The sequence below is a fragment of the Stenotrophomonas sp. S49 genome (genome assembly GCF_016624905.1).
Taxonomy (GTDB): domain Bacteria; phylum Pseudomonadota; class Gammaproteobacteria; order Xanthomonadales; family Xanthomonadaceae; genus Stenotrophomonas.
This window is the reverse complement of the sequence record NZ_JACVUD010000030.1, coordinates 19,213-45,602: the sequence shown is the minus strand read 5'-3', so window position 1 is coordinate 45,602 and position 26,390 is coordinate 19,213. Positions and strand designations below refer to the sequence as shown.

26 protein-coding genes are annotated in these 26,390 nt (G+C 55.5%); 16 read left to right on the top strand and 10 right to left on the bottom strand.

What is annotated here, in order from left to right:
• Positions 1-366 precede the first annotated feature (366 nt).
• Positions 367-1,395 (bottom strand): hypothetical protein, encoded by a 1,029-nt coding sequence (locus tag IAE58_RS08910; protein ID WP_199932568.1) that lies wholly within the window; start codon positions 1,393-1,395, stop codon positions 367-369.
• 1,429 nt (positions 1,396-2,824) lie between these two features.
• On the opposite strand from IAE58_RS08910, the gene IAE58_RS08905 reads away from it, so the two are divergent.
• Positions 2,825-4,114: a PAS domain-containing sensor histidine kinase gene (locus IAE58_RS08905; RefSeq protein ID WP_233614596.1), complete on the top strand. Its 1,290-nt coding sequence runs from the start codon at positions 2,825-2,827 to the stop codon at positions 4,112-4,114.
• A gap of 306 nt (positions 4,115-4,420) precedes the next feature.
• Here the strand turns inward: IAE58_RS08905 and IAE58_RS08900 are convergent, their stop codons facing one another.
• Positions 4,421-4,822: a nuclear transport factor 2 family protein gene (locus IAE58_RS08900; RefSeq protein WP_199932569.1), complete on the bottom strand. Its 402-nt coding sequence runs from the start codon at positions 4,820-4,822 to the stop codon at positions 4,421-4,423.
• Positions 4,823-4,915: 93 nt separating this feature from the next.
• Between IAE58_RS08900 and IAE58_RS08895 the strand changes: the two genes are divergently transcribed.
• The gene (locus IAE58_RS08895; protein WP_199932570.1) at positions 4,916-5,518 is read left to right on the top strand and encodes a TetR/AcrR family transcriptional regulator; all 603 of its coding nucleotides are present in this window, start codon (positions 4,916-4,918) and stop codon (positions 5,516-5,518) included.
• A 257-nt stretch (positions 5,519-5,775) separates the two neighbouring features.
• Here the strand turns inward: IAE58_RS08895 and IAE58_RS08890 are convergent, their stop codons facing one another.
• The gene (locus IAE58_RS08890; protein ID WP_267908063.1) at positions 5,776-6,603 is read right to left on the bottom strand and encodes an HNH endonuclease; all 828 of its coding nucleotides are present in this window, start codon (positions 6,601-6,603) and stop codon (positions 5,776-5,778) included.
• 553 nt (positions 6,604-7,156) lie between these two features.
• Between IAE58_RS08890 and IAE58_RS08885 the strand changes: the two genes are divergently transcribed.
• The 3 genes from IAE58_RS08885 (at position 7,157) to IAE58_RS08875 (ending at position 9,838) form a co-directional block, all read left to right on the top strand.
• On the top strand, positions 7,157-7,456 hold the full coding sequence (locus IAE58_RS08885; protein WP_199932572.1) for a hypothetical protein: 300 nt from the start codon (positions 7,157-7,159) through the stop codon (positions 7,454-7,456).
• 250 nt (positions 7,457-7,706) lie between these two features.
• A complete protein-coding gene (locus IAE58_RS08880; protein ID WP_199932573.1) occupies positions 7,707-9,044 on the top strand; it encodes a hypothetical protein in 1,338 nt (445 codons plus the stop codon).
• Positions 9,041-9,838: a hypothetical protein gene (locus IAE58_RS08875; protein WP_199932574.1), complete on the top strand. Its 798-nt coding sequence runs from the start codon at positions 9,041-9,043 to the stop codon at positions 9,836-9,838. Before IAE58_RS08880 ends, IAE58_RS08875 begins: the two co-directional genes overlap by 4 nt.
• Positions 9,839-9,950: 112 nt before the next feature.
• On the opposite strand, the gene IAE58_RS08870 is transcribed toward IAE58_RS08875, so the two are convergent.
• Together IAE58_RS08870 and IAE58_RS08865 are read right to left on the bottom strand one after the other, a co-directional pair.
• Entirely contained in the window at positions 9,951-11,348 is a 1,398-nt protein-coding gene (locus tag IAE58_RS08870) for a site-specific integrase (RefSeq protein ID WP_199932575.1), read from the bottom strand.
• Between the two features lie 379 nt (positions 11,349-11,727).
• Entirely contained in the window at positions 11,728-12,768 is a 1,041-nt protein-coding gene (locus IAE58_RS08865; RefSeq protein ID WP_199932576.1) for an ankyrin repeat domain-containing protein, read from the bottom strand.
• Positions 12,769-12,984: 216 nt separating this feature from the next.
• Here IAE58_RS08865 and IAE58_RS08860 point away from each other — a divergent pair, with 216 nt between their 5' ends.
• The 5 genes from IAE58_RS08860 to IAE58_RS08840 all read left to right on the top strand — a co-directional run bounded on the left by IAE58_RS08860 (position 12,985) and on the right by IAE58_RS08840 (position 16,706).
• Positions 12,985-13,374, top strand: a complete 390-nt coding sequence (locus IAE58_RS08860; RefSeq protein ID WP_197613389.1) for an H-NS family nucleoid-associated regulatory protein — start codon at positions 12,985-12,987, stop codon at positions 13,372-13,374.
• Between the two features lie 129 nt (positions 13,375-13,503).
• Entirely contained in the window at positions 13,504-14,622 is a 1,119-nt protein-coding gene (locus IAE58_RS08855; protein WP_199932577.1) for a DUF4062 domain-containing protein, read from the top strand.
• 383 nt (positions 14,623-15,005) lie between these two features.
• Positions 15,006-15,380, top strand: coding sequence for a hypothetical protein (locus IAE58_RS08850; protein ID WP_199932578.1), 375 nt, complete (start codon positions 15,006-15,008; stop codon positions 15,378-15,380).
• Between the two features lie 464 nt (positions 15,381-15,844).
• Positions 15,845-16,150 carry a DUF3892 domain-containing protein gene (locus IAE58_RS08845; protein WP_164160951.1) on the top strand — a complete coding sequence of 102 codons (306 nt, stop codon included), beginning with the start codon at positions 15,845-15,847 and terminating at the stop codon, positions 16,148-16,150.
• A 313-nt stretch (positions 16,151-16,463) separates the two neighbouring features.
• Positions 16,464-16,706 carry a hypothetical protein gene (locus IAE58_RS08840; protein WP_164160953.1) on the top strand — a complete coding sequence of 81 codons (243 nt, stop codon included), beginning with the start codon at positions 16,464-16,466 and terminating at the stop codon, positions 16,704-16,706.
• A 15-nt stretch (positions 16,707-16,721) separates the two neighbouring features.
• Here the strand turns inward: IAE58_RS08840 and IAE58_RS08835 are convergent, their stop codons facing one another.
• Positions 16,722-17,135, bottom strand: coding sequence for a hypothetical protein (locus IAE58_RS08835; RefSeq protein ID WP_154213995.1), 414 nt, complete (start codon positions 17,133-17,135; stop codon positions 16,722-16,724).
• A 15-nt stretch (positions 17,136-17,150) separates the two neighbouring features.
• Positions 17,151-17,891 carry a hypothetical protein gene (locus IAE58_RS08830; RefSeq protein WP_199932579.1) on the bottom strand — a complete coding sequence of 247 codons (741 nt, stop codon included), beginning with the start codon at positions 17,889-17,891 and terminating at the stop codon, positions 17,151-17,153.
• Between the two features lie 333 nt (positions 17,892-18,224).
• Here IAE58_RS08830 and IAE58_RS08825 point away from each other — a divergent pair, with 333 nt between their 5' ends.
• From IAE58_RS08825 to IAE58_RS08815, 3 genes are read left to right on the top strand one after another with little or no spacing between them, the layout of a single operon-like run.
• Positions 18,225-18,815 (top strand): hypothetical protein, encoded by a 591-nt coding sequence (locus IAE58_RS08825; RefSeq protein ID WP_154213997.1) that lies wholly within the window; start codon positions 18,225-18,227, stop codon positions 18,813-18,815.
• On the top strand, positions 18,815-19,942 hold the full coding sequence (locus IAE58_RS08820; protein WP_199932580.1) for an ImmA/IrrE family metallo-endopeptidase: 1,128 nt from the start codon (positions 18,815-18,817) through the stop codon (positions 19,940-19,942). Before IAE58_RS08825 ends, IAE58_RS08820 begins: the two co-directional genes overlap by 1 nt.
• Before the next feature lie 10 nt (positions 19,943-19,952).
• The gene (locus tag IAE58_RS08815) at positions 19,953-20,471 is read left to right on the top strand and encodes a hypothetical protein (RefSeq protein WP_143565610.1); all 519 of its coding nucleotides are present in this window, start codon (positions 19,953-19,955) and stop codon (positions 20,469-20,471) included.
• Here the strand turns inward: IAE58_RS08815 and IAE58_RS08810 are convergent.
• Positions 20,445-21,542, bottom strand: coding sequence for a hypothetical protein (locus IAE58_RS08810; protein ID WP_199932581.1), 1,098 nt, complete (start codon positions 21,540-21,542; stop codon positions 20,445-20,447). The two genes, IAE58_RS08815 and IAE58_RS08810, sit on opposite strands and share 27 nt — an antisense overlap.
• Positions 21,543-21,643: 101 nt before the next feature.
• Positions 21,644-21,979, bottom strand: coding sequence for a helix-turn-helix transcriptional regulator (locus IAE58_RS08805; protein WP_199932619.1), 336 nt, complete (start codon positions 21,977-21,979; stop codon positions 21,644-21,646).
• A gap of 117 nt (positions 21,980-22,096) precedes the next feature.
• Between IAE58_RS08805 and IAE58_RS08800 the strand changes: the two genes are divergently transcribed.
• Genes IAE58_RS08800 through IAE58_RS08790 form a run of 3 tightly spaced genes read left to right on the top strand, consistent with a single transcriptional unit; the run spans position 22,097 to position 23,424 of the window.
• Positions 22,097-22,555 (top strand): hypothetical protein, encoded by a 459-nt coding sequence (locus IAE58_RS08800; protein ID WP_325166846.1) that lies wholly within the window; start codon positions 22,097-22,099, stop codon positions 22,553-22,555.
• Between the two features lie 10 nt (positions 22,556-22,565).
• A complete protein-coding gene (locus tag IAE58_RS08795) occupies positions 22,566-22,865 on the top strand; it encodes a hypothetical protein (protein WP_199932583.1) in 300 nt (99 codons plus the stop codon).
• Between the two features lie 34 nt (positions 22,866-22,899).
• A complete protein-coding gene (locus tag IAE58_RS08790) occupies positions 22,900-23,424 on the top strand; it encodes a hypothetical protein (RefSeq protein WP_199932584.1) in 525 nt (174 codons plus the stop codon).
• A gap of 1,367 nt (positions 23,425-24,791) precedes the next feature.
• Here IAE58_RS08790 and IAE58_RS08785 read toward each other — a convergent pair.
• A complete protein-coding gene (locus IAE58_RS08785; protein WP_199932585.1) occupies positions 24,792-26,339 on the bottom strand; it encodes an adenylate/guanylate cyclase domain-containing protein in 1,548 nt (515 codons plus the stop codon).
• Positions 26,340-26,390 lie beyond the last annotated feature (51 nt).

The following is a 26,390-nucleotide window of genomic DNA, read 5'->3' as shown; positions in this document are numbered from 1 at the left end:
GGGCCACCCTGTGGGCGGCCCTTCTGCGTTTGTCTGGCGGAGAGAGGGGGATTGTCGGGTGCATCCCTGCACCCGATCCCGATGCGCGTTGCACATCGGGACCAGCCTGCGGCTGTCCGGTTCTGCTCCTGCAGAACCGTCGAACCCCAGCGGGGCTTCTCACCCGCCATCCCATCCGCCGCACAAACGCAGAAGGGCCACCCTGTGGGCGGCCCTTCTGCGTTTGTCTGGCGGAGAGAGGGGGAAACAGTACCTTGACCGTCCCGCCTAGCTCCGGAGGCATCCACAAACCGGATTTGTGTCCTGTGGTGTGTCCCAAGAGCATAGCAGTGCGAGGCCTGCGCATCCTAACCAGATAGATCCCTCTTATCGCCGCCCGTTTGTCATTCCTGGGTTCCTTTGCCTATTGGAGGGGGCTTGATTCTCCGCCGTACGGTCTGGCTGAACATCTACTGATGCAAGTCGTGATTCCTGACACTCTGGAACCATGAAGCCTTTTCGTACCATAGCTTTTCTTTCATTGCGGCTACTAGTAATGGCTAATGATGAAACGGGCTTCCAATCGGCATCGGGATCCGTCCGGGATTCATATACGTCGAAAAATTGCTTGGCGTGCTCGGTGAAAGCCCTGATTTCCGCGAGGCTTTCTAAGCTTATCCAGCCTTGCACCTCGCCTGTATCTTCGTTGCAGCCCGCTGCGAGTAAGTCGACTAACGGTATTGCATTTTCTTCCTTTAGCCGCACCCTGCCCGGGACTCTATTCGCTCTAGCAGTTTCATAAGAGTTGCGTAGGTTACTCACCTGGCAGCAGGCGTTGGAGTAGTCGTGGTAAACCAGGTAGTGGGCCCACTCAAGGCCTTCAAATGAAGGGACAATTGGTGCAGATTGGCTTTGTTCTTCGGCTCTGACTTTGGCAATTTCAGCCATTATACTGATGCAGTGGTCAACCAGTCTGACGATCTGTTGCTCAGGTGGTCTCTTGTCTGTTGCAGGTGAAGCGTGATCAACCTCGAAGCTGCCTGCTTCAGACTTCGCATTCTTAGCTTGGAATACTGCTGCACGCGCGAAGTTCTCCTTTGTCCGGATGATCAAAGTGAAGTCAGCTCCGGTGTGCTTTTCACCGTCACGGTATCTACTGTTCTTGCTATGCCTCTGCCAGCACATATCCGGCCCAGCCTTCCTTGGAAATCCAGACGCACAGAAAAAGGATGTTGAGCAAAAGGCGCCTAGAAGGGCTCCTGTATAGGTTTCTTCATCCGCGTTACGCGACAAGCCCGCTGTTACGAGTTGAAGAACGGCTAGTTGCAATGACGCGCTAAGGAAGTTTGCTGGATGGCCAAGATCATAGGATCTGAGCTCATCGATGATCCAATCGTGGATTGTTAGATCGTGCACTACTAGATTCCCTTTCGTGGAGGTCAACTGTAGTGTCGCACGTTCCTAGGCGTCGATCTTTTGCGGCCTCAGTACGCATTTCTTCTATCCATTCGTTGCTTATGGGGCCGTATCTCTGCGCAAGCTTTGTCGTTTCCCAAAGCCATCTGCGCGGCAGCTTGAACTTTGTCGTCATGTCTTTGCCAAGAGGCTCAGCCGTGTGGAGCGCTAAGCTCTCATGCAGCGCGCGATATTGATCATTCAGCCTTTCCATGCATCGAGCGCGCCAGTAGTACCATATGCTATCGAGTGAATCAAAATCATGAATGGGCTTGCCGCCGCCCAATGGTCTAGTGGCCCATTTTCTTCCATTGCCTGGATGATAAAGCTCTATTCCAAGTGAGAATAAGTGTTTTCTGACCGTAGCTTCTTTCATCACATTCTTTGGTAGTTAAAAACTGAATTTAACCAATAGGTTATTTTCGTCAAGGCTCGCTAAGTGGTGAAGTTCGGGGGGCAAGAAGGGCGGCACCAGATAACCCGTTTTCTCTACTTGGAAATCCGGCTATTGGGAAAATCTCGCACACATTACGAAGATGAACATGGGCAGCACGCTCAGCAGTGCGAAGGCTCCAGTAGCGCCCGTCAGCGTGAGGGGGGTCATGGCCCACCACTGCCACCATGAGAAACCCGAATCCCTCGCTTGGGCTGGGGCTCTGCTGGGTAGGGGCGAGCACCCTCCGGCTTGCGTGTCGGGCCACAAGCGGCCCGACGACGAATCCGGAAGGTCCGAGGAACACCTTAAGCTGATTTTGGAGGGCCTACCTCTACCCCCGTTGACCGGACCATGCTGTAGCTCAATCCCCCAGGGATGGGAACGACCAGGGGCGCCGGGACCAACGGAAGGTTGAGTAGACTGAAGATCGCCCGGGCTTGCTCATACTGAGGCAGCAGGTCGGCAAAACCCGTCCCCACGAAAACTGCCATGTGGGCAGCCACCACGATCACCTACGTTACGAAGACGCCTTCCCAGAACCCACCCCGCTTGGGCGAGGGTGAGGCGTACGTTTGCCGTTGGGCATCCTCTTGGCGCCGGTAGGCCAAGGCGTTGAACCAGTGGAGCAACCCTGGCACGGCGCAGGTGACCAAGCGCTAGTCGCGATGGCAAGCCAGCTCAGCGGTGAACCCTGCGTCAGGCGACATGCTGGCGGCTGGTGGCTGATTACAGATATCTCGACGATGGGGCCGTCATAGGCTGCCATCAAGACATCAAATGGATAGGCTCCTAACGGATCGCCCTCGCAAAGATGGCTGCTTTTCGCTCATGATAGAGGTTGCGATTTTATGAATGATTCATGTTATTGATCGAGGTGTCGCTATTTCACGCGTCGCTTACTTGCAGCCCGTTTGCGATAATTTATGGGCGCCGACCTGTTCAGCTAGAGAGCTGATGAACCGTTACCAGCAAATTGTTGAGCTATCCGACGACTGCATCAAAGAGATCGATCTCCATGGCGTCGTGCGCGCGGTCAACGGAAAGGGTTTGAATCTGCTGAGAGCGTCTACTTCCTCTGACGTTTTGGACAAATCCTGGGTCGAGTTGTGGCCTGTTGCAGCGCACGACCGGGTGCTAGGAGCGCTTGAGTGCGCGAGAAACGGTGAGAGCTCTACCTTCGAAGCTTCATGCCCTGTTTTCGACGGTGAGCTTCGTGATTGGTGGGTGCGCGTCAGTCCGCTCGTGGAAAACGGAGCGGTCGTTGGAATTTTAGCCGTTAGCTCAGACGTCACGGCGCGAAACCGTGCGATGAAGGCTGCTGAACTGTTGCAGCTTGCGCTGGCGAATAGGACGGAATTGCTGCGTAAAAGGGACGCATTTGGCAGTGACTCTGACGCCGGTACAATCAGAGACTTAGAGTCTAGGCTCTTGGCTACCAACTTGGCCTATCAAGAGCTCGAAGTGATGCATCACCAAGCAGCTGAGGAGCGTAAGTTCGCCCGAGCTGCCCAACAAGCTGCCGAAATGATAGCCGAGCAGGCTCAAAAGGGTGAGGCTGTTGGGCAATTGCTCGCCGGTGTGGTGCACGATCTGAACAACATTCTGCAGTCTGCTGTCTCTGCGGTGGATCTGGTGCTTGGCAGTGGCGAGCTAAGCGAAGTAAACGCACGCTATCTAAAGGTAGCTGAGGCGTCACTAGAGCAAGGCGGCGCGTTGTCCAAGCGCCTTATCGGGTTTGCGCGCCGTCATCCGTATGAGCCGGAGAAGTTGAATCTTTCCGAGCTTGTTCGGAGCATGACGCCTCTTCTGCTGCAGGCGGTGGGTGACAAAGCCGAGCTGGTGGCAGACACCACTGAGCAGGCGTGCTGCGCTATGGTGGATCGAAACACGATTGAGCGTGCGCTGCTGAACTTGGTGATCAACGCGCGTGATGCATGCCGACCAGAAGACCAGATAGTGGTCAGGACTGGGACCCTGAGGCTCCAGGGCCTCGATCCATCGGACGACCGTGTCGAAGGTGACTATGTGACGCTCAGCGTCATCGATACGGGGGAGGGGATAAGCGAAGAGGTCAAGGAGCGGCTGTTCGAGGTCTACTTCACCACCAAGCCTGTCGGGCAGGGCTCTGGACTAGGTCTTGCCCAAGTCCACAGCGCCGTCCGTCAAGCCGGAGGGTTCGTTACCGTCACTTCTGCGCTTGGGGAAGGGGCGTGCTTCGAGCTCGCTTTGCCGAAGCTGAGTTGACTGGTGAACAGGGCTGCGCTGCTGAAAATAGGTCAGTGGTATCGGGGTAGAACCCAATGCGGACGAGCGCCGCAAGCCCGCCCTGGACCAGTACGGGGAACTGACCGTCGAGCGGCCCCGCGTAATGGCGCAGGAGTGGTTGACCGAGGTATGCAAACGCGGAAACCCGCTGCCTTGTCGCCTGGGTATACCGGGATCCATGGCGGCACCCTAGAACTGCTAGATACTGCGCGCCAGGCAGCGGCGCGCAATGGTCTTGCGCGCACTACGGCAATCAGTGCCCAATGAGAGGACGTGTGAACTGCATCAGGCTGCGGCTTGCGCCACGGCAAAACTGTCCTCGAACAGACGGAACCGGGTGATCTCGCCATTCTCGACGGTGAAATCGAAGCAGAATTCTGATTTGATCAGCTTTCCGGTCCGCACGACGCGTGAAGCGAGCTTCCCAAGCGCGATCACCCGATTGCCTTGCGAAAGGATCTCGCTCACCTCGAATGCTTCGGATGCGATCTGCTCCCGGATTTGGGCGTAGAATTCCGCCGCCCCTGCCTTGCCAACCTTGCGGCCGATCCATGGTACGACGTTCGTGTCGCCCGCCACAAACCAATCGACTTGTTCGCTGACCAGTTCGGCGATCTTCTGGACGGGCTCGCCCGTCCCGGCGCGGTGAAAAAAGTCTTCGACGATGGCGCGGGGAGATGCAGACATGTCTCGATCCTCTCTTTAAGTTGATGCTCAGGTTGCCCTTGATGGGCAGGACTCGTAGAATAGTGTAGTAGAAATTAAATAAATGGAGAGGTCATGGCCCAACGTGGCCGCCCACGCCGCTTCGACCGTGATGTCGCCCTTCAGGCGATGATGAAAGTCTTTTGGGCGCGCGGCTACGAAGGCGCGCAACTTGTCGATCTGACGACGGCGGCGGGCATCGCGCCGCCGAGCTTCTATGCGGCCTTCGGCTCTAAGGAGGCGGCCTTTTGCGAAGCGGTGGACCACTACATCGCAACGGTCGGGGCAAAGCCACGGCAGGCGCTAGACAACAGCGTTACCTTGCGCGATGGCGTTGAGGGCATGCTTCGCGCCAGCATCGAAGTGGCCCTATCGGCACGGCCCGGGGGCTGCCTGTTGATTCTTGGCGTGGTGAACTGCCTGCCGGGGAACGAGGCGGCGCGGGCGCACCTCAAAGCAGCACGCGATAAGACACGCGAGCTGATTCGTTCGCGTCTCGAACGCGCCCGTACTGACGGTGAGTTGCCTTTCGGGTTCGACACCTCGCAATGTGCCGCGTTTCTTCACGGCGTCACACAGATGATCTCGTTCCACGCCAGGGACGGCGCGAACCGCGCCGAACTCGAAGCGCTGATCGCCCCCGCATTGCGGGCATTGTGCTTTAACGTCGAAGGATGAACCAAGGCGGGTGGTGGCACGATGTGCCGTCGGGCTATCACGCTTTGATCCGTACGTACGGGAGATGCAGTTTAGGCCCGCCTGTGCAGCCATGAGGAGCGCGAAGTCCACGATCTCGGCAGCAACGTTGTCGCAGTCAATCATTACTGCGACGGTCGATTCCTGCGGTTGAGCCATAAAAGTGTCCTGTGTCTTTACGCTGGTCTAGTTCGAAGCCCAGGCGCAGCGCCTCCTGGTCGGAAGGCAACGCTCTCTTGTCAGGGTTGAAGTCTGGCCGCTAAGGCGTAGGTCGGGCTCGGATAGTCGGCGAACAGCTTGATGCGGATCATCGACGCGCTGGAGCCATTACCGCCCGCCAATGAAACGTCGTGGAGAAGGTGCAAGCACTGACGATCAGATGGAAGCGGATCCTGCTCTGTGCAACCTATCCAGTTTCGGGCATCCCAGCGCTTCCCAAGAATGATGGGCACCAGTGGGCTCTGCTCAATCGGAAAAACACCGTTCACCGCGACCTGGTAGCCGTGTGCAATCTTGGCAAGCATCCGGACGAACGACCAGATGTCCATCCTGTCCTGAAACTGCATGCCTACAGAGGCATGCTCGCGAACTGTCTCCCCCTCGCCAAGTCCCATGGTCAGCGTATCCATGGCGGAAACCTCTATCCCCTCTGCAGAGGGATCGGGCGGAAATTTAGGGTTGAGGAAGCCGGGCAGAGCAAGGACGGGGAGGTGCATGACTTTGACGCTTTGATCCCAGGGCAGATCGTGCTCAACCAAGGAATTGTCGGCGCGTATGAAGGTCTGTTTGATCGATTCCGTGGCGGGCCGTCGATGAGATTTTCGACCCTTTATTCCCAAAGATTGGCGGCCGCGATCCAAGAATCCGCGAAGTACTCTCATTTCGAACTGGGACGTAAGCTTTGCACACGGATCGCAGCTTGAATCTGGCAGTACGAGAGTTCCACCAAGGCCTTTCGGCACGATGTGCTCTTCGGTCAAGCGCCCTTGTGTAGCGCCACAATAGATACACGCGCCAACTGGCTTGAAACGAAGGGTAACAGGTGCCCGCAATCGAGTTGAATCCATTTAGCTACCAGCTCCTTCTGGGACCAGAAATGTCAGGGCACGGTTCGGCGGCGTCCTAGCCTTGCCCATAGGCCTCGAATGTATCCCATGTAGCAAGCCTAGTCAGTGTTGAGGCTGGACTACCTTCCGGCTAGGCTGATGCTGCTTCGATGCTTAAGGATAGAACCTCTTCTCGTCCTTCAAGCATCGCTTGAACTGCCCCTCGGCATAGACCGGGAGCACTAGCGCAGGTCGGTATTTCTTCAAGGTCTCTACCTGCTTCCAGCGCATCAGGGCGGGCTTCTTATCCTAAGCGGTGCAGAGATCGGGAGTCATCCACGAGACACGCACAGGTCGCGCATTTGGTCAGGGAGCAAGGGCCAATGCGGGGAAATGCCGCTCGTCGGAAATCCCTTGTTGGATTGCACTTCGCGGACATGGAAGTGCGACAATGGTCACGTTTTCTCGCTATCCCGATTTAGGCCTCTTCGGAGAGCTGGGGATGGCAGGGGACTGCAGCCTATGCAGGGGGCACGAGGCTGTGGGGACTGATGCCCCATCCAAGGAGAAGGAAATGAAGAAGCTTTTGCTCACCCTGGCCACTGGTGTCGCTCTGACTGCCTCTTTCGCAGTTTCGGCTCAGAGCCATTCGGTGAAGGGGCACTATCGCTCAGACGGTACCTACGTCCAGCCTCACTACCGTAGCAATGCGAACTCCACCAAGCTGGATAACTACAGTACCCAAGGAAATTACAATCCCTACAACGGGAAGTCCGGGACTGTAGATCCTTACAAGCCAACGCAGAGCAATCCATACGGTAGCCCCTACAACCAGCCGAGGACGCAACAGCGTCGATCTGGTTACGGCTACTGAAGTCTAGGGCCCCGCAGATGCGGGGCTTCTTTTTGATAGCCTCTCGCTAGCTAATCCGGCCGGTTGTACGCTTCGTCTTGCGGTGCTTGTCTAGCATGGCGCCTCTTCTAGTCCAGTCGCCGCGTTAGCAGCGTTCGCTATAGGACTGAACTCGAACGCAATCACCATGAACCTATGAGAGGCAGAAGGGATGGGAGAAACATCGAGCACCGCGTCTTCGCACGGTGAGCTTGTAGCAGTCAATAGTAGGATGTTCGAGAACATCAGAGATCAGCTTGTCGCTGGTGAATTTCGAGTAGAACTATTTGATTGCAAGGCGGTGCAATGCGTCGAGAACGAGCCCTTGGTCTACGAGGGGATTGGCGTCGTCAGCCAGGCGAAGGATGGAAGCATTGGATTCACGCTCCTGTGCCAGAAGGTTGACGCTCGCTTCGATCCATTCATAGAGCTTTTCAGCGACTTGGAACCCGGCAAATTGGTGGAAGACAGGAGTCGCTATAACATTTCGGGGCACGACTCGCTTGGAATACGGTGGCGGTGTGAGCGTCAGATGTTGGGCGTAGACCAAGGGCAAGAATTAAGGCTCACTTCAAATCTCACAAACCTGGTTGCAGAGCAGAAGTCATCCCGAAAGGAACTGGAGAAGGAATACCAAGGCTGGTACTTTTCAGGTGATCTGAAGATGCCGACTCGACCGCATTCGAAGAAGTGGGAGCATGAGCGTGGCTCGACTTCCTGGAAGGGAATGGTCGATCATCATGGAAATTCAGAACTCTCGTTTCATGCGTCCCAGGAGGGCTTCAGGCAACGATCAGAGGACTTCTTGCGTGGTGTAGCGATGCTGTGTGGGCGTCCATTGTCGCCGATGTGCGCGTATCGTTTCTTTGGCGACCGGCAAGTAGTAGAGATCTTCGGGCGGCGACGCGACCCTCATCGCAACGTGATGGTCCCTTTTGTTCCACGTGCGTGGCCATATGCCGCATCTTGGAACGAGTTTTTGGAGGCGTGGATTTCCGTCGAGCGTCAAGTAGGCGACCGTAGAGTGCAGACATTCATCTTCCATCACTTTGCCCGCATCTGCTACGCCCAGCAAGAAGGTATCGAGAACGGAGCGCAGGTTCTTTCCTCCTCTATTGAGGGCATGCTCGCAAGCTTGTTTATGACGAACGATCATAGGGATCTGGAGTTCGCTCGGCTTATCGGAGTGACGCTTGGTTCGGCTTCAAGCGCTGGTCTTAATCTGGATGAGAGGATTGTAAGGCTCTTGAAGAAAAATAAGGAGAACGCGGAGCGCCCTAGCATAAAGAGCGTTTTCCAGAGCCTGATTCGTCGCGGGCTTCTGAATCCAAAGCTCTTCGAGGCGTGGAACAAGATTCGTCACAAGGCTGCGCATGGTGAGCTGCTTGGAACCACAGACCAAGAGCATCAGAAAATGTACGACCGATTCTTTATATGCATAGAGACCTTCAAGAGATTGGTGTTTGATGTCGTTGGCTATGCCGGGACTACTGTTGACTATCAGAAGCCAGGCTGGCCAGTGATCGAGAAAAGGCTATCTCCCTCTACTGGTGATGGATCTAGATCATGACGTTCCGGTTTCCGGTTGGACCTTCTTACGGTCGCTGCAACATTTGCGGCGAGCAGGGCAAGCTCACTGCGAACCACGTGCCCCCGCAAGGTTGGGCCAAGGGAATAGCGCTTCGGGTGGCGAGCATCGCGGATACCATCAGTGGTGACAAGCATCCGCCCTCCTATAAGATGCCTAATGGCGTCCATTTTCGAACGCTTTGCAGGCGTTGTAATGGTGCGCTGATGTCGCCTTATGACAAGGCGCTCATTTCGATGTGTAACCAAGTGGCTGCGTTGTTGACAGATCCTGGAAAGGTGACTTTCTATCATTCCATTAGGATCAAGCCGCAGCTTGTTGCCCGTGGCATCCTCGGCCACATGTGCTCAGTCGGCTTAAACCGCTATGACGAAACACACAGCAGTCATCTATTCGATAGCGCTTCTGATCTGCTTCGCCAAGTTCGATTGCACTACTGGGTCTATCCCTATGGCGGGCGAACGGTGCTGCGGGATTTCGCCCTTTGCAACATAGCTCTCAGCAAGAGCGCGGCGATCTACATCATCAAAAGCTATCCGCTGGCCTTCGCGATGGTATGGGACCGGGGCTTCTCCTTTGAAAATTGGCAGCCAAGAAGCTTCGACTCTTTCGCTGATGCGGCACCCGAAGATGAGGTTGATCTTCCCGTTGATTTTGTTGGGTTGCCGGGCCAGCTCTGGCCCGAGTATGTTCAAGGAAGTATGTTCGCGGTCATGCATTCAGACGGTGTCTTCGTCGCGACAGCGAAACGCCCCCGCAGACTTCTACTGAAGTAGAGTTATCTCTTGGTATGGCGCGTGCGAATATTCTGGTGCCGCGCGAGAGGCAGCAGCAGAGCGGAGCGCAGCCAAGCCAAGCTACATGAGAGTTTTGCCCGTGGCCTTGCCATCATGGATAGAACCTCCTCTTGTCCTTCAAGCAGCGCTTGAACTGCCCCTTGGCATAGACCGGAAGCACTACCGCAGGCCTGTATTTCTCCAAGGTCTCTATCTGCTTCCTCCGCATTACGACGGGCTTCTTGTGGAAGTAAGCTTCGTGAAGCACCGGCACGCGCTTGCTGACGGAGTGGCCGGTGATCAGAGCAATGTCTTCGTCAGGGACGTTCTGATGGTGGAGCTCTGTGGCGATGGTGTGGCGGAAGGCATGGAACCCAACACCTCTAGGGAATCCAAGGTCCTTCATGTAGCGGCTGAACTGGCTAAGCGCTGCCAGGCTGTAGCGAGCATTCGTCTCACCCGTCTTACGGTTCACACCAGCGGATAGGTGCGGGAACAGGCGAGGGTGACCGCATTCTCTGATGTCATCAATGAAGTCCAGGAAGCCTGCGTCTAGCAGTGGTTTCGGGATAGGGATGGTCCGGATAGATGCCTTGCCTTTCAGGCTTTGCCGGCTCCTGAGCCGGGTCCGGTGCGCTAGGTCAGGATCCACAGTTTTCTGGATGCGGATACACCAGACATCGCTCTCCTGGACGATGTCGGCGACCTTCAGCTGAGCGACTTCGTTGATGCGGGCACCTGTATACAGACCGATCATGGGAAGCCACCATCGATGCGGATACTTGCTCGCCCAGGGAATAAACGTCATCGGGTCGAAGATGCGCCTTAGGTCTTCCTCATCAAAGAGGCGCTCTGGCTTGTTGGGATTGGTGACCAGGTCTTTCTTGATCTCCGCGAACGCAGCCATGGGGGACGCTTCAATGGCTTTCGTCTTGACCAGCTGATTGAAGAAGGAGACCAGGAAGCGTCGATGACGTTCAAGCGTTGCAGGGGCGAGCTGAGGAACATCTAGCTTCTTGCCGCAGGCAATGGCTTCGTCATAGCTGATACGTTGATAGGCGGGGTCAGAGAAGAGGCCTGGGGGCGACCATCGCATCAGGTCCCAGAGGCGGTAGATGTGAGGGTGATCAATGCGAGAGACGGGGATGTCGCCGCAAGTCATCTGGAGAAGGCGCAGCGTGCGTGCTGTCGAGTCGATGGTCTCCTGAGCGAGGCAGCGGCGTTCCCGGTCCCCTAGGTAGTCCTTGATCTCTACGGACAGAAGCCGGGCAGGGTGACCTGCGGTTAGTGGCTCAAGGTAGCGCGTGCCTGCGGCATTGATGCGAGAGCGTCGAGAGCGCTCCATAGCCGCGTTGAGGATTTCTTGCGCGTGGATGGCTGCTTCGCGTCCAGTGATGACAAGCTCATCAATTCGGAAGCGTCCGATCCTGATGCCCTTAAGGTGCAGCGTGTCATCGGCGTCGGGATTGAAAGGGAAGTCTTGAAGGAAGTTTTTTACTGTTTTTGGCATTGCGCTGTCTCCGTGGATAATGGGAGCAGTGCTAAGGCCCGGCTTTGATTCGTCAAACGAGATCTAGAGTGTTGCCGCGTTGCTTAGGCATTCGCCGAAAAGTTGGAATTAGCGCGAAAAAGTTTAGAGGAAATTAGTGGGATGTGCGTTGCGAGGCGCTGTGGCGCAAGGGTTTGCCTTGGGTGACCGCTTCTATCTTGCAGTCATTTCTGTACTGTACGATTTTGAGTGTGCTTACGCCTAAGCGTGCTTTCTTACAGAATAGGCATTTCGAAATTGTGATTGTGCTCTCAAAAAAATCTTCCAGATCATTCCTGTCGCCAGGCTTGGATACTCTTCGAGGAAATGCTAATCGCCCCCTCCTCTCTGGGATTGGGGATCAGAGTCTCTGGCTTCTTTTAATTTCTTTACTGATTGCCCTGGGGGTGGTCATATCAAGCGCACTGCACTGCGCTTCAGCTGCTATCCGATCTAGCTCTCGCCTAAAGGCTGCTTTGCTTTCCATGCCGTAGATGTGGGACTCCGCCTCCATTGCGTCAGCATGTGGAAGAAGCGCGACAACAACGGCGTCCTTTCCTTCGGTGAATGCGACCGCCATTGCAGCAGCGCAATCAGCCCGCGAGACGAACGAGATCAGCCGCTTGACCACGTCAGGGTGTCCCGCTTTGGCTGCTTCACATATCGCGTTCGAACCACATCCCCTGGGCCGTCCCGCGCGTTCGATTGCCGGGATAAGCAGGTCAACTACTGATGCATGCCCGTTCCTGGCGGCCAGATCCAAGCCAAGGGTGTAGGTGTCGCCTGCATCTGGCAGCCTCGCTTTTAGGAGGACCTTTAGAACGGGTATATGCCCAAGCGCCGCCACGGCGGGGAAGACTTGAGTTGCACAGATGATGGATGAGGATGCCGGTAGTAGCAGCTTGACTATGCGCGCATGGCCGCCCCGCGCTGCTGCGCTCAGTGCGCTGCTTTCGCGTGCCTTAGGATCGCTGACAGGAATGAGAAGGCGGACAACGTCAGCATGCCCTGCCTTTGCTGCCTCCCCTAGCGCCTTTGAGTCGTCGGCCAGTGGATCGGTCACCGGTAACAGAGCTAACACAGTTTCAACGCTGCCACTTCTCGCGGCATTGGCCAGCACTAGAGATTGCTCGCCTGCGGGAGCGGGATCGGATAGGGGTATCAGCTTTTGCACGACCGAAGCCATGCCTCTCTTGGCAGCGAAAGCCAAAGGGTAGGGTGTCTTCCTGGGAACTAGCTTGGGAAGGAGCGAGTCTATAACGTGTTCGCGTTCCGATGAGATGGCATAGGAAACTGCTTCCCAGGCGAACTCTGATGGCATGTTGGACATCTCAATTAGTGAAAGCACCAGTGAGATGTCGCCTGTTTGTACCGCTGTGCTTAGCTCGTTCAATGTTTTCATTTCATACGCTCCGCCGCAAAGGCTAAAGGCGGGCGCTAGCTTGTCAAACGGAGATGTTGCCTCTCTTCGCTTCTGCGCTGTGAAAAGGGGGATGGCAACTGGCTTGTGCCCGGCTGCGGGAGGCGATAGCGTATAGGGCATGGTGCTATTAGCGTTCCCATATATCGCTATAGGCCATTTTTTCATCTCATCGCACTTATCTCGGGTTTTTTAAGAATGACCAAGCCGTCACTCGATTCCATTGCCTCCGCTAAAGCCAAGCTTGCTGAAGAGCTGCGCAAGCTTGAGGAGCAGGAAGTTCAGCTTCTGCAAGAGCAAGCCGCTGATGCCTTCGCGGAGGTTGCCAACCTCGTTTCCCAATACGGCAAGAGCTTCTCTACGAAGCAGCGCGCCGAGATCGTCAGCATGCTCGGGGCTGATGCGCCCAAGAGGGGAGCTGCGGCGAAGAAGGAAGTTGCGCCCAAGTATTGGCTTCCCCACACCGGCGAGACTTGGACCGGTCGGGGCAGGACCCCTCGTGCTTTCGCTGCTTGGGAAGGGACTTCCGCTTACACGACGTGGAAGGCCTCCCATCCCAACGAGAAATTCCCGGCTTTCCCTGGATAATTCATCCAAGCAGGGGCAGCTTAGCGCCCCTGCTGTCTCATCTTGGGAGACCGCCTGATCGTCTAATGGGGCCTTGGCTCTTGGTCCGGCTTAACGCTGGCGCTCAACCGTCGTATCTGGGGTGTCGAGATGAAGGTTTTCATTAGTTCGTTGATTTACGGGATGGAAGCCGAGCGAGCCGCAGTGAAGCGTGCCGTCGAGAGGCTAGGGCACGCTCCCATCATGGCGGAGGACTTCGGCGCTAGGCCTAGCTCTCCGCAAGTTGCTTGCCTTGGCGGGGTGCGAGAGTCCGATCTTGTGATCCTGATCTTGGGGCCTCGCTACGGTGTGCCCCAAGCGGGCGGGGTTTCGGCCACTCACGAAGAGATTCTGGAAGCGCGAAACCGTAAGCCCATCCTTGTCTTCCTGCAGGCAGGTGCTGAGCCGGAAGACAGCCAGGTTGCTCTGATCAATGAAGTCGGAGGTTGGGAGGGAGGCCTTTTCCGACAGGAATTTGCGTCCCCAGAGGACTTGGAGGACAAGGTGACCCGCGCCATTCATCGGCACGAGTTAGCGCATGCCGTAGCGCCACTGAATCCTGAAGAGTTGGCTAGGGCGACTAGGCTCCTTCCTGCGCTGGAGAGGGGGTATGGGGCGAACACGCTTCAGCTGGCAATAGCCAGCGGCCCCGTCTCAGCCATTCTTCGGCCTGCAGAGATGGAAGCCCCCTCCCTGATTGCGGAGATTCAGCAGAGCGCTCTCTTTGGCGTTCACCCGATTTTTGATCGAGCGGCTGGTAGCCGATCTCGGTTGGAGGGTGAGGCGCTCGTTGTCGACCAGGATGACGGCCACAGGTCTGGGGCATCGGTGCGCCTTTGGCCAAATGGTGATCTGTTGATCAGTCTTCCCGTGCCACCTCCGGCGCGGGGGATGGGGCTGCCAGTGGTCTTGGAAGAAGACGTAGCTGGCAAACTGGCCAGCGCTGTGGGATATGCGGCATGGCTGCTCTCGCGAATCGATCCAACTGAGAGAATCACCCACATCGTGCCAGCCGTCAGGCTCAGTGGGGATGGTGGCGGCGCGTGGCGCACCAGGGCGGAGCATGATGCGAGCCCCAATTCGGGACAGTTCCCATGGCGACAGGGTGAGCACGAGGCGCCTGTATTCCTGGCTCCCGCGCACCAAGTCAGGCAGGTGCTGTCGATGGATGCGCGTCGTGTGATCGAGGACTTTGTCGTTCTGCTGAGGCGACGCTGGAATCAGGATTGATCAGGTTAGCTCACTACGGAGGAGTAGGCTCAATGGTCATAGCAGCGCAAGTGTTTACGGAGAAGGCCGTCAGTGAGCTCAAGCCGGGCAGCATTCCAGCTTCGGTTATGGTTCTGGCTGTTTGTGCAGCAAGGTGGCGGCGTGCCAGCGCTTGACATTGCCCCTCCTAGTGCTTTAACTGAGGAAAAAGGGGTGTTATGAATCTGCGGGCTAAGTCTGAGTCATTCTGGCGTAAAAATAGTAAGACCGAAGTGGGGGGCGGTCGCGATAGGAGCACGCTTGCATCGAAAGAGGATGCGATCCTCCATGCGATCTTATCGGCCGTCGGTTTTTTTGCAATAATATTTAATTTTGCAAAATATTTCGGTTTATGAAAATTTTAAATGGCGCTAATTGATCGGCGCATCGGTTCATTCTCGACAATTATCGGGGTTGCATGCATGGCGATGCTTTATCCTGTCTTGGCGGGCGCGCTCCTGTCCTTGGTGATGGTTTGTATATCCAATCGGAATGGGGTAACGCTGGCTACTGGGACCGTGCTCTTGTTGGTTGTGGATGGCGCCAGTTTTGGGATTGTTTCAAAGATTTTCTACAAGCTTGCAATGGGCACATATGGCAAGCAAGTCCAGGGTGACGAGGCTTTGTATATGGCCCTCGGGGGAATGGCAATTCTCTATCAAGTTTACAAACATGTGCGAAAAGTATGGTTTACCATTAAGCAGATACCTGACCCCAATGACGAGCATCCGACGGTATGAGCCGCCGCGCACCATGCTTAATCTTTCCTTATCTGCGCCTCTGAACTATATGTAGTGGATAGAGCAGCCCCCTTTCATCGCTTGTAGGTTCTAAGTTCGAGGGTTGCTACCAATTCTCTGCTGCGGGCACAGGACTTCGAGAGGGGGGAGGCTGCATGCAAGGCTTGGGAGTGGTGCGGTGCTGAGGGCGGTATTGATGGGTAGGCGTCAGGAAGGTTCGACTTTTGTCCAGCTACGCAGAACCTCATCCGAAAAGTATGATGGGTCGAGGCTGGTCTCGTCGATTGCGAATGGGTGAAGGGCATTCGAATATTGGATGGTCTTCGAGCCTCAAGTTCGAATACAGTTTGCAGGTGCTTATGCTTCCTGTTGGCATGAAGTGCGAAGCCATCTCCTTCGTGTTTTTCGATGGCTAAGATCTAATATAGTTTGTGTGCGTACAATTGACCTAAAAGGATTTTTCAATGGCTACTTCGGATTTTTACGTTTCTGCCGTCAACTACAATAGCGATGAAACCCATATCGCTAAGCTGAAAGTTCATGAGGTTAAGGTCGGGTCGGATACCTTGCAGCCTGCTCAGGAGATGACGCGTCCTAAGGTCATCGAGCTTATCGAGAAAGGGAAGAAATTCACCACAATTTTCAGGAAGTCAGATGGAAATTGGGCTATCGGCGCACCGCTTCAGATCGCTCCTGTTACGACGAAATATCTGAAGACGAAGAGTGATCAGACTACGAAGGACAACTTGGAAAATCTGCCTTCTTTCTAGATCGCAGTTAGAGTGCATGGTCTCGGCGATCAGTCGGGGCCATGCCACTCACTCTTAGCTATTAGACTGATGGCGCAGACAGCTGCCTAGCATCGCTAGTGTGATCTGACTCTTTGCGTGCAGGAACCGTTCTCAAAGTCCAGGACTCGGCATCTACTTGCTTCACCCATCCCGAACCGTTTGGTTGATTCGCAGCGGTGGATGTGGGCATTCCACCCTTTTCACAGGGCGAGATTCTAGATGTGAGGATTTCCTAAGGAAGCGATTCGCGCCAGGCCATAACTTCATTTAAATAGATCAGAGGGAATTGATGATGTCTTCCACTTCGGCCAGTAAAAATAAGGTCAGGTTGATCGTGGCTTTTCAGTGCAATGATGGAATCATGCTGCCTTTGGAGCAACAGACTCAGATCTATTGGGTCGTGCATGACGTGTATCCATTTCAGTTCGTTTGCAGCGGAGATACCGCCGAAGAGGCCATGAGAGTGGCGCGCGAAGAATGTGGCTGCTACTTCGCCGGGGATCCAGAAGATGTGCGGATTGGAATGAGTATCTAGAGTGCGCTAGTCAGGTCATTGTTCATCAGTTCTTCCTTGCGTGCCTTTCTGGGCCGCGCGCTCCCTTGCTAGAATTTTATTCGGTGAAGGAGGGATTTTTACTGGTGTCCCGTCTTCATTGAATCCGCTAAGCGGCACATCGGCAATGCCTTGGTTTTGCCAAAGTTTATAGCCAGGAATCGCTAGATTTCCTCGGTTGGCTTGCCAGTGCTCAATGCAGACTTGGGTGGCCAAGTCTGCTTCCTTCTTTGCGTCGTCTACTGGCAGCCGATTCAAGGCCGCAATAAAAGCACTATTCCAAAATTTCTCGATCTTCATCACCGCTCCGATTTCCTGTCTTTCTGGTAATAGCAGAGCAGCGCGGGCTGTCAAGGTTTGATCTTGTTGTGACACAATGAATGGCAGCACTATCGGATAAGCGGCAATCATCCGCAAGATTATTAATCATTGCCGGTCCTGTCTTGGTTCACTCTCGACGCGCTTCTCTGCCTCTGGTGGATAGGGCGCAAGGACCGTGTTTTGTGGACCCAAGGGGCAGCTCGCCCTCATGAATTGCGGACCCGAATTTGTCATTCGACCGATGACTACAAGGTCGTCATTTACACGCCCCACACGGTCTCGCACGTCAGCAGAGCATCCGGATCCTTCATACATGTCGAAAAAGAGTGCGCTGTGGCTGGCCACCCACCGCATTGATGGGTAGATGAAGGATGAGCTATTTAGAACTGCGCTGGCGATTGTCACGATTACAAAGCCAGAGAAGATCCTGGTCAGAGTGATAACCAAATCCAGATCGCGGACCTTGGATGAGGCCGTGCCGAGCTTTGCTAGTCCCCATATAAGGCCGATGATCACGCCGAAAGTGCCTAAGATGATGACGAGGGCAGCGGCAACTGGAACAAACGAAAGCGGAACCAGAAGCGCGACTGCGCTGGTGAAATAGGACGGATCTTGACCCGTAGCATCGTTGACCGTGATCTTGCTTACCCCTGTTGCAGCCGCAAGGGTCACAACACCCAATACGGTGATGGCCACTTTCATCAGGGGGTAGTTGAGCCTTTTGACGGTCCAGTAATAGCACTCCGTTAGGAAAGCAGATGCGAGCAGTGCGCATCCTGCATACGTCGCGACATCGGAAGCCAGCGATCTGGGGTCATGGAGGAAGAGCGCGATGCTCAGGAGCATACATGCGACTCCTCCGAGGTATAGGCGTACAGTCGGAGGGTGTTCAAGCCACCAGCCCGCCATATTTCTCGGGATCGAAGAAAGTGAAAGCGCGCTAATCGATGTCATGCCTGTCTGCTCAGGATGTGGTCGAGCGCGAGACTATAGCGACGCTATCTCACAACTTGAGATCAGGCCATCGCCTCTCTAGGGGGGCGACCGGGGATTTCCTTCCGCATGGGGTGTAGGGAGGGGCACTAGTAAGGTGGCTCGGCATGCGGTACAAATCGCAAAACAGGCCGCCACGGCGGGTCTGGTTCTGGGCTTCGTCTTCACATGGATTGGAGGTGTGGCGTGTCGAGTTACATATTCGTTTCCCCTGGTTCTGACCCTGGTATGGGTAAAGCGCTAGTAGACCCGATCTTGCAACCGGACAAGAAAGCGAAATCGACCATGGGAACCTGTCGGCCTGACCTGCGCCGCAGGGTGAAGTTAGGCGATCAGATCTTCGTGATAAGCGGCAGCATGGGGAAGAACGTTCAGCAATATGTGATTGGAGGGCTTGAGGTCCAGGATAAGCTGTCCAGTCAGATCGCAGCTTTCGATCAGTTCCCAGAGAATCGGCTCAGATTTGACGAGTCCGGCCAGAGGCTGGGCAACATCATTGTGACTGCAGACGGACGACATCATCCCGAAGACCATCACGACAACTTTGAGAGGCGAATCCAGAACTATCTGGTTGGTCGGACCTCTGTCATCCTTCAGACGCCTCGGGAGATCCAGCTTGGCAGGGAGCGATCAGTAGACATCCTCGCTAGTCTGTTTGATCGTCCAGGCTCTACGCGAATCCAACAAGTGATCGGGCGCATGAGAAAGTTGACTGAAGAGCAAGCTATTCGTCTGAGAGAAGAGCTCCAGGCCTTGAAGAGGGAAGCTAGGAAGTAATGGATATTGCGCAGCACATCGCAGATCGCAGTCTCACGGTCAGTGATGTGGCCCGACGGGCGAACCTGCCCGTTTCCCGTGTTAGCGAGATCGTCTCGGGTGATGAGGCATCACTGTCGGAAATAAGAAAAATATCAAAGGCAATCCGTGTTCCGCTGAGCTCGATTGGGCGGCCGGAATCAACTGAGGATCAGAGCACTTCCAAGCTCCTGCTGAGGCAGACCATTGATCAGCGTGCAAGGGGCATGTCTTCATCTCTGAGCATCATTGGTGATCAGCTAAACGACATACTCTCAGTAGCAAGACTTCTGCCTTCCAATCTCAATTGGCTGGAGCTGTTTAGGGGCCTGGCTCCCGACCTCGAAAACGCAGAGAACTTTGCTGCCATTTTTAGACGGGCGTTCGCACAGCTTGATGACCAAGTTCCTTTTCTTAGTCTTGGAACTACCTTGGAGGAGTTGGGGGTCATTGTCTGCTATGGAAGGGATCCTAAGGTCGAGGGTGTTTCGGCGATTGTCGAAGGCCACGCCCTGATCCTGCTTGCTCCTCGAACCTTCAAGGCACGGATGCTGTTCACTCTTGCTCATGAAGTGGGACACCTCGTAGCCCGCCATGACTTGCTAAAGATTGACTTCGCAAGATTGGACGAAGAGGTGGGTGGAGACAGAGAGACGGCTGGCTCGGCTGAACATCGGAACGAAGAGCGTTTTGCGGATGCTTTCGCGGCTTCTTTGCTAATGCCCCGAAAAGGGTTCTTGAAGGTGCTTGATGCCGTTCGCACTCACTACCGAGCAAAGGGGCCGCTCGGGGACGTGGAGATACTGACTGCTGCAATCTTCTTCGGGGTGAGCTTTGAGGTTGCCGCGCGCCGTTGCGAAGGCTTGGGGTTGCTGGAGCCTAGAGGCGCTAGGGCGCTGTATCAGAAGATCTCAGACGAACATGGAAATCCTGAGAGGAGAGCGAGAGAGCTGGGGCTTCGAGAGCGAGAGGAGATACAGATTTCAACTTCGCCCAGGCTACTTGAGACTGCTGCGAAGCTTGTGGAACGTGAGGAACTCTCTGCCGGTAAAGCCGCTGAGCTTCTGAACGTTCCCATCTCCCATGTCTTCGCCGCTAACTCGAAGTAGCAGCGTGATAGTGCTTCTAGACGCTTCGACAGTCATCAACCTCGTGAATGGCGGGGTCTTTGATGCGGTCTTGGGTATCGAGGGTGTACAGTTCCAAGTCGGAAGCTTGGTGAGAGATGAGGCTTCATCCGCCTCCGAAGTGTTGGACTTGGAGCTTGCCAAGGGATCTTTGACCCTTGCTGACGAAGGATTGGTCCCATATTCGGCATTTCTGGCCGCGAAGAATGATATGGGGCTCGGTGATGGCGAGACCGAGTGCATTCTCATTGCATCCGCTCTCCAGTGCCAGATTGCTTGTGATGACGGCCGGGCCCGGAAGGCGGCTATCAAGCGGCTCGGGCATGAGTCGCTGGTGACCGGCTCTTTGGGGTTGATGCAACGAGCCTGTAGCCATGGACTGATCACAACTGAAGCTGCGCAGCTCGCCTATCAAGAGATGCGCAAGCTCGGTGGCTATCTTCCACAGATCGATGTGGACTTCTTCGCCAAAGAAGTGACCCTGCTAGATGGTTTCGGGGCGCAACCCTAGCTTGTCTTCACGAAGAATTCGATTCGTATGCTTGGAAAGGCGTGCTCTCGTCTCGACAAACGGGTTCGATATCGTCTTCTTGATCTGCGATGGATTCTGGAAGATCGCTCCGCAGAAGTGGCATTCGTGGTCAATGTGGGGCGTATATGCCCACTGTCCCTTATCGAAGTGAGGCTCTTTGCAGCGCGGACATGACAGAGCCACGACGCGTCCTTCGATGTGAGGCAGTGCTGTTTGCGCCATGTAGTAGCGTACTTGTTCGGCATCAAGTTTGATGCCATCTATCACGACGGACTCATACGTGTCGTCTATCTTGGGCCACTCTTGGCCTTCCTCGCTCAGAGCGTGCAGATGGATTCCGGTTTCTTCAGGCGCTGTGGAGGTCCAGAGGATGGCAGGATTTGATCCCCAGATCTGTATCCCTCCTGGGTAGTCCTGTTGGCGTATCTCTATGCTTCTTGGCGCAGCTATCTGGGATCGATTGCCTGGCTCAAGGTGGTTCCTCAACTGCGAGAGAGGGTTTCCTATTGCGATTTCCGAGTCGGAGAACTGTCTCCCGCATCCATGGCACTGATGCTTCTTGTGAGGATGGACTGCGAACCAGTCGCGGTCGAGATGGGGGAAGCCACAGTGGCTGCATTTGACACTGATGGTTCCGAAGCCGAAGACGCCAGACACCATGTAATTGATTGCGTCGATCTCATCCACTACGAACCATTCCGAGGACAGCAGGTCTGTGGTGAATGGGATCCTCAGCCTTCGATATGTCTTGTCGATGTCCTTGACTGAGTCTCGGTCCAAGCGCCTGGCGTGGACATGTATGCCTCTGTCGGTGGGTAGGGTGGTGGTGTCGTATGACGCGGGCACTGACCCCCAAAGAGCTATCCCTCCCTTGTAACGGTCAACCCCTAGATCGAGAGACTCACTCTCCGAAATGGGTTCGTCATGTGCGGCCACGCATTCTTCTGCCGCCACGCCATACTTTGCGGTGGCGTTCGCATGATGGGATAGGCACCAGTACCGGCTTCCCCCGTCTCGCCTCTTTCCGACGTTCACTATCTCGCAGGTCATACGATCACTCCTTGGGCTTCATGCCCATCGCAGGTGAAGGTCTAACGGTGCATCTGTAGCTTAGTAATCGTTGAAGCTATTTCATAAGTAGGTTGCGGCTGCTATGAGGCGTCCATCAGGCTCTTGATCAGCCCAAGTGCTTGCTTCTGCTTTTTGGCGTCAAGCTGGGAAAGCACCAGGATGGCCTCAGCCACAACATCCGATGCCGCCAGGAAGTAGGCCGCAGGTAGGTCTAGAAGCTCTGCTAGCTTCTCGATTGTCTCCAAATCCGGCTTGTGCATCCCGCGTTCATATCGGCTGATCCGAGGGGCCGTCGTATTTGAGTCATCCACGCCCATGAGCATTTCGCCTAGCTGGGCCTGGGTCCAGCCTTTGGCGACGCGTGCTGCGCGTAGGCGATGACCAAGGGCTGTGGGCGTGGGCTGAGGAGCGGGCATCCGGCAGAAACAAACACGTTGACTCTCCAGAGTTTGACCGCATAAGCTTAGCTGGTCATTTGCGTTCAACGCAAAAGTGAACCTGGAGGCTGTTGTATGGATATGAGGTGCTGGGCAGTGGTGGGTCTCCTGGCGTTCGCCGCTTCTGCCGAGGCAGAGAACAGCCTGTCGTGCCAACTGCAGAGCGGCCAGTTTCGGGTGGATGGCGAAGGGCGTCCTAAAGTCTCCGAGTTTATCTGGGCCTCGGGTCATGGCTCCGCAACGCCCACTGGGCCCATCCGAACCAGGATCGGCCGCATCGATCCCGTAGAAGGCAGGGACTACAAGCGCGCTATCAAGCTCGATGGCAAGCCGGTGCTGCTGCCTGCCGAAGCGCATAGCGTGGTCGGCTTCGGCAAGGTCTACGACTTCGGGGGAACCGTTGCCTTGGCCTATCTGGGAGAGCGCGAAGAAGACTCGTCCGCCCGGCCTAGCCAGATCGTCATCGTCATCAACAAGGCCGGGTCAGTGATCGATAGCGAAGTACTGCCTGGCACTGCAACCAATCCGGGCAGTCACTGCCTACTCATCGACTGAAGGAACACACATGAAGAAGCTCTGGATGGTCTCCGTCGCTGCGCTGCTGGTTGCTTGCTCGGGCGGGCCTGGTAGTGGCGATGTTGAGAAAGCGCTGACGGCATATTTCAAAGAAGCAACGGGAACGACGATGACCTTCGAGAGGTTGAAAGTGGGCGAGTGCGTGCGTGGTGACAGTCCGGGCTACGCCTGCAGTGTCACTGGAACCGCCCGCTACCAGATCGGCACCCGCACCGAGCAACAACAGCTTGTCGGCACGTTCGTCATCGACAAAGTTGGCGGCACTTGGACCGTCGTAGACCGTCGCTGAATTGAAGCCCGCCAACCAAAGCTAGGAAGCTCGTATGTGGACCTTGTTCAAGGTAATCCGCTGGATCATCACAGGTCTTGCGCTTTGGTGGCTGTGCGGTGTCGTGTTCGAAGACGGCACGACGGCTGATGGGGCAGTCTTCGGACTGATGCTGTTCGGCCAGCTGGTCTTCTGGCCCCTAGCTCTGCTTTGGGGCTTGCCGTGGCTGTTCCGGCGCCGAGCGCCCCAACTGAAGAAGCATAGCCCTGAAGAGTTTGAGCCCACGGTATCCCATGATCACATTGCCTTGGACCTGGGCAGGGATGCTATCTGGGTCCGGGACCCTGGGAAGGGCGAGCGCTATCTGCGGCGATCTGAAGTGCTCGCAATCCGCACTGGGGAATACAACTACAAGGGAGTGATCACCCATCGCCTGGAAGTCCAGGTGCGTGACGTTGTTCACCCCCTCTGGCTTGTTCCGTTCGTGCGCCACTCTGATCGTTGGCTTAAGAGCACAGCAGTCAATGAATCAGAGCGGGATGAGTGGTTCGTTAGGATGAAGGCATGGATTGAGCAGTGAGCTGCTCGACGTTCTACCAAGTGTTCATCCCGGTCGCTGCGGGGATGGCAGGAGAATTATTAAAGCGACCCATGGCACAACAGCGAGTAGTGTTGCTATGTAGGCCTGCCGGAGAGAGTGAAATTTACAGGTGAGAATCTTCGAATTTCGCCAGCATTGATTAAAAAGATCATCTGCTAGCTCCTCAGGACTCCGACTCTTGCATGCCTGCCGAAATTCACTCTCTCGCATCTGAGCGATGCTTCGAAAGTAGAGCAAGGATGCCGTGCCGCCCTCTAGATGTGGGAACGAGCCGTTCCAGAGGTGTCGGAAGCTGAACCCCAGCGCGGTAAAAAATAGAGTCGTGAAGACCGCAGCTGCGGCGGTCATCTCGCTCGGCGTAGGAAGCCGAGTAGCAACCAGTGCCAGCATGCCCAGATCAATGCCCAGCACCACCGATAGCTTCGTATCGATTCGTGAGAAGAACCCAAGAACAAGGTTCAGCTGTTGCCAACCAGTGCTAACGCGCCCGCCTTGGGCGTTTGGAGGGCTTGGGAGGTTGGTAGAATTTTGATCGTCGGACATATGGCTTAGCAGTAGGTTTGGTTAGATGGTTTACGCGCGAATGCGCATCCCTCAGCCCACAGGAGATCAGCGTTCCGCAGCAAGCAACGCCCTGATTTGCAAGATCATCCATGAACTTGTCTTCGGAAACGCGCCAAAGGTAGTAGCTGGATATGTAGTTTTCCAGATGCTCGGCGTGATCCTGGCATCTCGAAATCTCGATCTTTCCTGACGGATCGCATGGGCAGTAGGTGTGCCCTCCCACCAATGATCCGCCACGCTTCGTGATCCGTGCGAGGCGTCTGCCATCTCCCCATAGTTCAATGCGTGGCCCTCTGAGGTGCTCATCGAGGCGTACGGTAAAGTTTCCCCGCCTCGCGCGACCCGAGAAATCAGGCCCCAACTTCTCTGCTGCAGCCTCAGCGGCGGCCTGATGGACAGCTGCATCACCATGGGCCCTGTCGTATTCTTGACCTGCCCATTTGCGTCGGTAGCTTGCGTTGATCTGGCGAGAAAGAAATCGCACAACAGCAGACCACCATCTGCGTGCGGCCGCTTCGTCGCGGACTTCGCTCGGGCTGTCATCTTTCCAGCCCAAGCAGAATGTTCCGCCCGGATTGATGTGGCGATCCGGGCAGCACTGGGGTAGTTGGGGTGAGGCTTTTTGCTCTTGGACAAAGACGTAATAGCCATGGATAGTTAGCAATAGAGCAAAAGATCGAGTCTTCCCGCTGGGGAGAGAGATCTCAATCGTGGCATCTACTGCACCGGCTCCATTGGAGAGCGTAGCCCCGAACTCGGGGGCCGCGCTCCTTAGCAATGACTCAACTTCGCTCATCGTGGGCGAGCTTCGAATGTGGGCGAAGTGGTTGCGACAAGGACGGGACCACCGCAGGACGCGAAGAGGCATATGCATCTTCAAGAGCCGCCTTTGCCACCTTATCGCCAGAGGCCGAAAGTTCTTCTACAGCCGCGTCATAGTCAAGGTTGTCAGCCGTCCTGGAGTTGCCAAAGAGAGTGCGAACTGCGTCCGATCCAGCCTTGTATGCAGCAGGGCCGATCCTGCTCTCGGTTCCCTTGCATATGCGCTGCTCTGCCTCGGAGGCAATTACGGCCCGCCCCGTTGCGCATCGGACGCGCTCCCCCTTCATGCCCAGTCTGCTCAAACTAAGCGGGCCGTACTCAAAGCCAATCGCGAGACCCAACTCCCCAGTGTCTCCACCTTCAGACTTCAGATGTTCAATAGCGGACAGAAAACTGCTGCGGAGGGCGCCGACGCATTGGACGGCGGTGCTTACAGTCGCCTCTGCATCCGTTGTATAGGCCGTCCCCTCAATCATCATTCCATGAAGGCAGTCGCCGATGAACCTTACGCGGCGTCCGCCAAAGTCGCTGTGCGTGACCGAGTCCAGTTCGGAGCGAACGACGTGTAACGTGCGGACCAAATTCTCTGGATTCTCTTCAAGGTGTTGGTCCACAAACGCAGAGAAGCCATCGATATCAGCATATACAGAAACGCCCTCGAAGTTCTTTGAATTCCCTGGGGTGAGAGCATCAAAGTCCAGGTCTGACAAAGGTGGCGTTGGCCTGCTGAACTCAATGCTGCCAATGGGGGTCTCTTCCTGCTCTTCCTTCCAAAGCTTGATGATCTTGTCTTTCGACGTTTCGAGCTTGGCTTCATCAACGCAGGTGGCTATCTGCTCGTCAGTAAGACGGGTAGAGCGGTCCTTGTCACCGTCCAGTGCGGGGAAGCCCATGACGGATCGCGCTGAGTTTGTGAGGTAGATGCCTTCTGTGCTGGCATGTCCAGCGCACTTGGCAGCGTGATTGGCAGGACTTCCCAGGAAAAGGGGCTCGCGGCCTCCGCGCCGACCGTTGTTGACCGCCAGAGCCAAGCCGGTATCAATACCTACGCGGACACGTGCATTTGGAATGTGCTCGTCGGTATCTCCTGTTTCTGCCAGGACTTCATCAACTAGTTTTGCGATGGCGACGGCTTTGGCCACGCGTTGGCGCTCTTCATCTTCCCCGTAAGGCTTAGCGACCAAGGCATGCAGGCGCTGGTTATGGAAGTCGACGCGCTTGGCATTGCTCTCTTCAAGAATGCGATGGACTGCGCGATAGTGCTGGTTGAGGAATTTTAGGGTGCGCTTGTGGCAGGTAGTGCCCTCGTCCTTCGTACAGGCCAGGATTTCGTCAATGTTGACGATATCGATGTAGACGTGGGTCGCATGAATGCGATAAGCCCGCTTTGCTGGGATGCTTTCCAGTGAGGTATCGCGCTTGTAGTCGTAAATTTCCACATCCCGCACTTCCTCGTAGCGAGACTTGATTCGCTTCTTCGCGCGGTCTTCCTTCCAGCTGTGGCCCATCTCAATATCCTCTCGTCCAGTAAAGGTAAAGCCAAGGCGGGGGGGCGCTTC

What these genes read in the sequence shown, in the direction of transcription:
- IAE58_RS08820 (WP_199932580.1), top strand. Translation starts at nt 18,815, where the DNA reads ATGGATATTGCGCAGCACATCGCAGATCGCAGTCTCACGGTCAGTGAT.
- IAE58_RS08810 (WP_199932581.1), bottom strand. Translation starts at nt 21,542, where the DNA reads ATGACCTGCGAGATAGTGAACGTCGGAAAGAGGCGAGACGGGGGAAGC.
- IAE58_RS08845 (WP_164160951.1), top strand. Translation starts at nt 15,845, where the DNA reads ATGGCTACTTCGGATTTTTACGTTTCTGCCGTCAACTACAATAGCGAT.
- IAE58_RS08860 (WP_197613389.1), top strand. Translation starts at nt 12,985, where the DNA reads ATGACCAAGCCGTCACTCGATTCCATTGCCTCCGCTAAAGCCAAGCTT.
- IAE58_RS08805 (WP_199932619.1), bottom strand. Translation starts at nt 21,979, where the DNA reads ATGCCCGCTCCTCAGCCCACGCCCACAGCCCTTGGTCATCGCCTACGC.
- IAE58_RS08870 (WP_199932575.1), bottom strand. Translation starts at nt 11,348, where the DNA reads ATGCCAAAAACAGTAAAAAACTTCCTTCAAGACTTCCCTTTCAATCCC.
- IAE58_RS08885 (WP_199932572.1), top strand. Translation starts at nt 7,157, where the DNA reads ATGAAGAAGCTTTTGCTCACCCTGGCCACTGGTGTCGCTCTGACTGCC.
- IAE58_RS08830 (WP_199932579.1), bottom strand. Translation starts at nt 17,891, where the DNA reads ATGCTCCTGAGCATCGCGCTCTTCCTCCATGACCCCAGATCGCTGGCT.
- IAE58_RS08905 (WP_233614596.1), top strand. Translation starts at nt 2,825, where the DNA reads ATGAACCGTTACCAGCAAATTGTTGAGCTATCCGACGACTGCATCAAA.
- IAE58_RS08855 (WP_199932577.1), top strand. Translation starts at nt 13,504, where the DNA reads ATGAAGGTTTTCATTAGTTCGTTGATTTACGGGATGGAAGCCGAGCGA.
- IAE58_RS08835 (WP_154213995.1), bottom strand. Translation starts at nt 17,135, where the DNA reads ATGATTGCCGCTTATCCGATAGTGCTGCCATTCATTGTGTCACAACAA.
- IAE58_RS08895 (WP_199932570.1), top strand. Translation starts at nt 4,916, where the DNA reads ATGGCCCAACGTGGCCGCCCACGCCGCTTCGACCGTGATGTCGCCCTT.
- IAE58_RS08875 (WP_199932574.1), top strand. Translation starts at nt 9,041, where the DNA reads ATGACGTTCCGGTTTCCGGTTGGACCTTCTTACGGTCGCTGCAACATT.
- IAE58_RS08785 (WP_199932585.1), bottom strand. Translation starts at nt 26,339, where the DNA reads ATGGGCCACAGCTGGAAGGAAGACCGCGCGAAGAAGCGAATCAAGTCT.
- IAE58_RS08795 (WP_199932583.1), top strand. Translation starts at nt 22,566, where the DNA reads ATGAAGAAGCTCTGGATGGTCTCCGTCGCTGCGCTGCTGGTTGCTTGC.
- IAE58_RS08900 (WP_199932569.1), bottom strand. Translation starts at nt 4,822, where the DNA reads ATGTCTGCATCTCCCCGCGCCATCGTCGAAGACTTTTTTCACCGCGCC.
- IAE58_RS08850 (WP_199932578.1), top strand. Translation starts at nt 15,006, where the DNA reads ATGGCGCTAATTGATCGGCGCATCGGTTCATTCTCGACAATTATCGGG.
- IAE58_RS08865 (WP_199932576.1), bottom strand. Translation starts at nt 12,768, where the DNA reads ATGAAAACATTGAACGAGCTAAGCACAGCGGTACAAACAGGCGACATC.
- IAE58_RS08890 (WP_267908063.1), bottom strand. Translation starts at nt 6,603, where the DNA reads ATGGATTCAACTCGATTGCGGGCACCTGTTACCCTTCGTTTCAAGCCA.
- IAE58_RS08790 (WP_199932584.1), top strand. Translation starts at nt 22,900, where the DNA reads ATGTGGACCTTGTTCAAGGTAATCCGCTGGATCATCACAGGTCTTGCG.
- IAE58_RS08840 (WP_164160953.1), top strand. Translation starts at nt 16,464, where the DNA reads ATGTCTTCCACTTCGGCCAGTAAAAATAAGGTCAGGTTGATCGTGGCT.
- IAE58_RS08880 (WP_199932573.1), top strand. Translation starts at nt 7,707, where the DNA reads ATGTTCGAGAACATCAGAGATCAGCTTGTCGCTGGTGAATTTCGAGTA.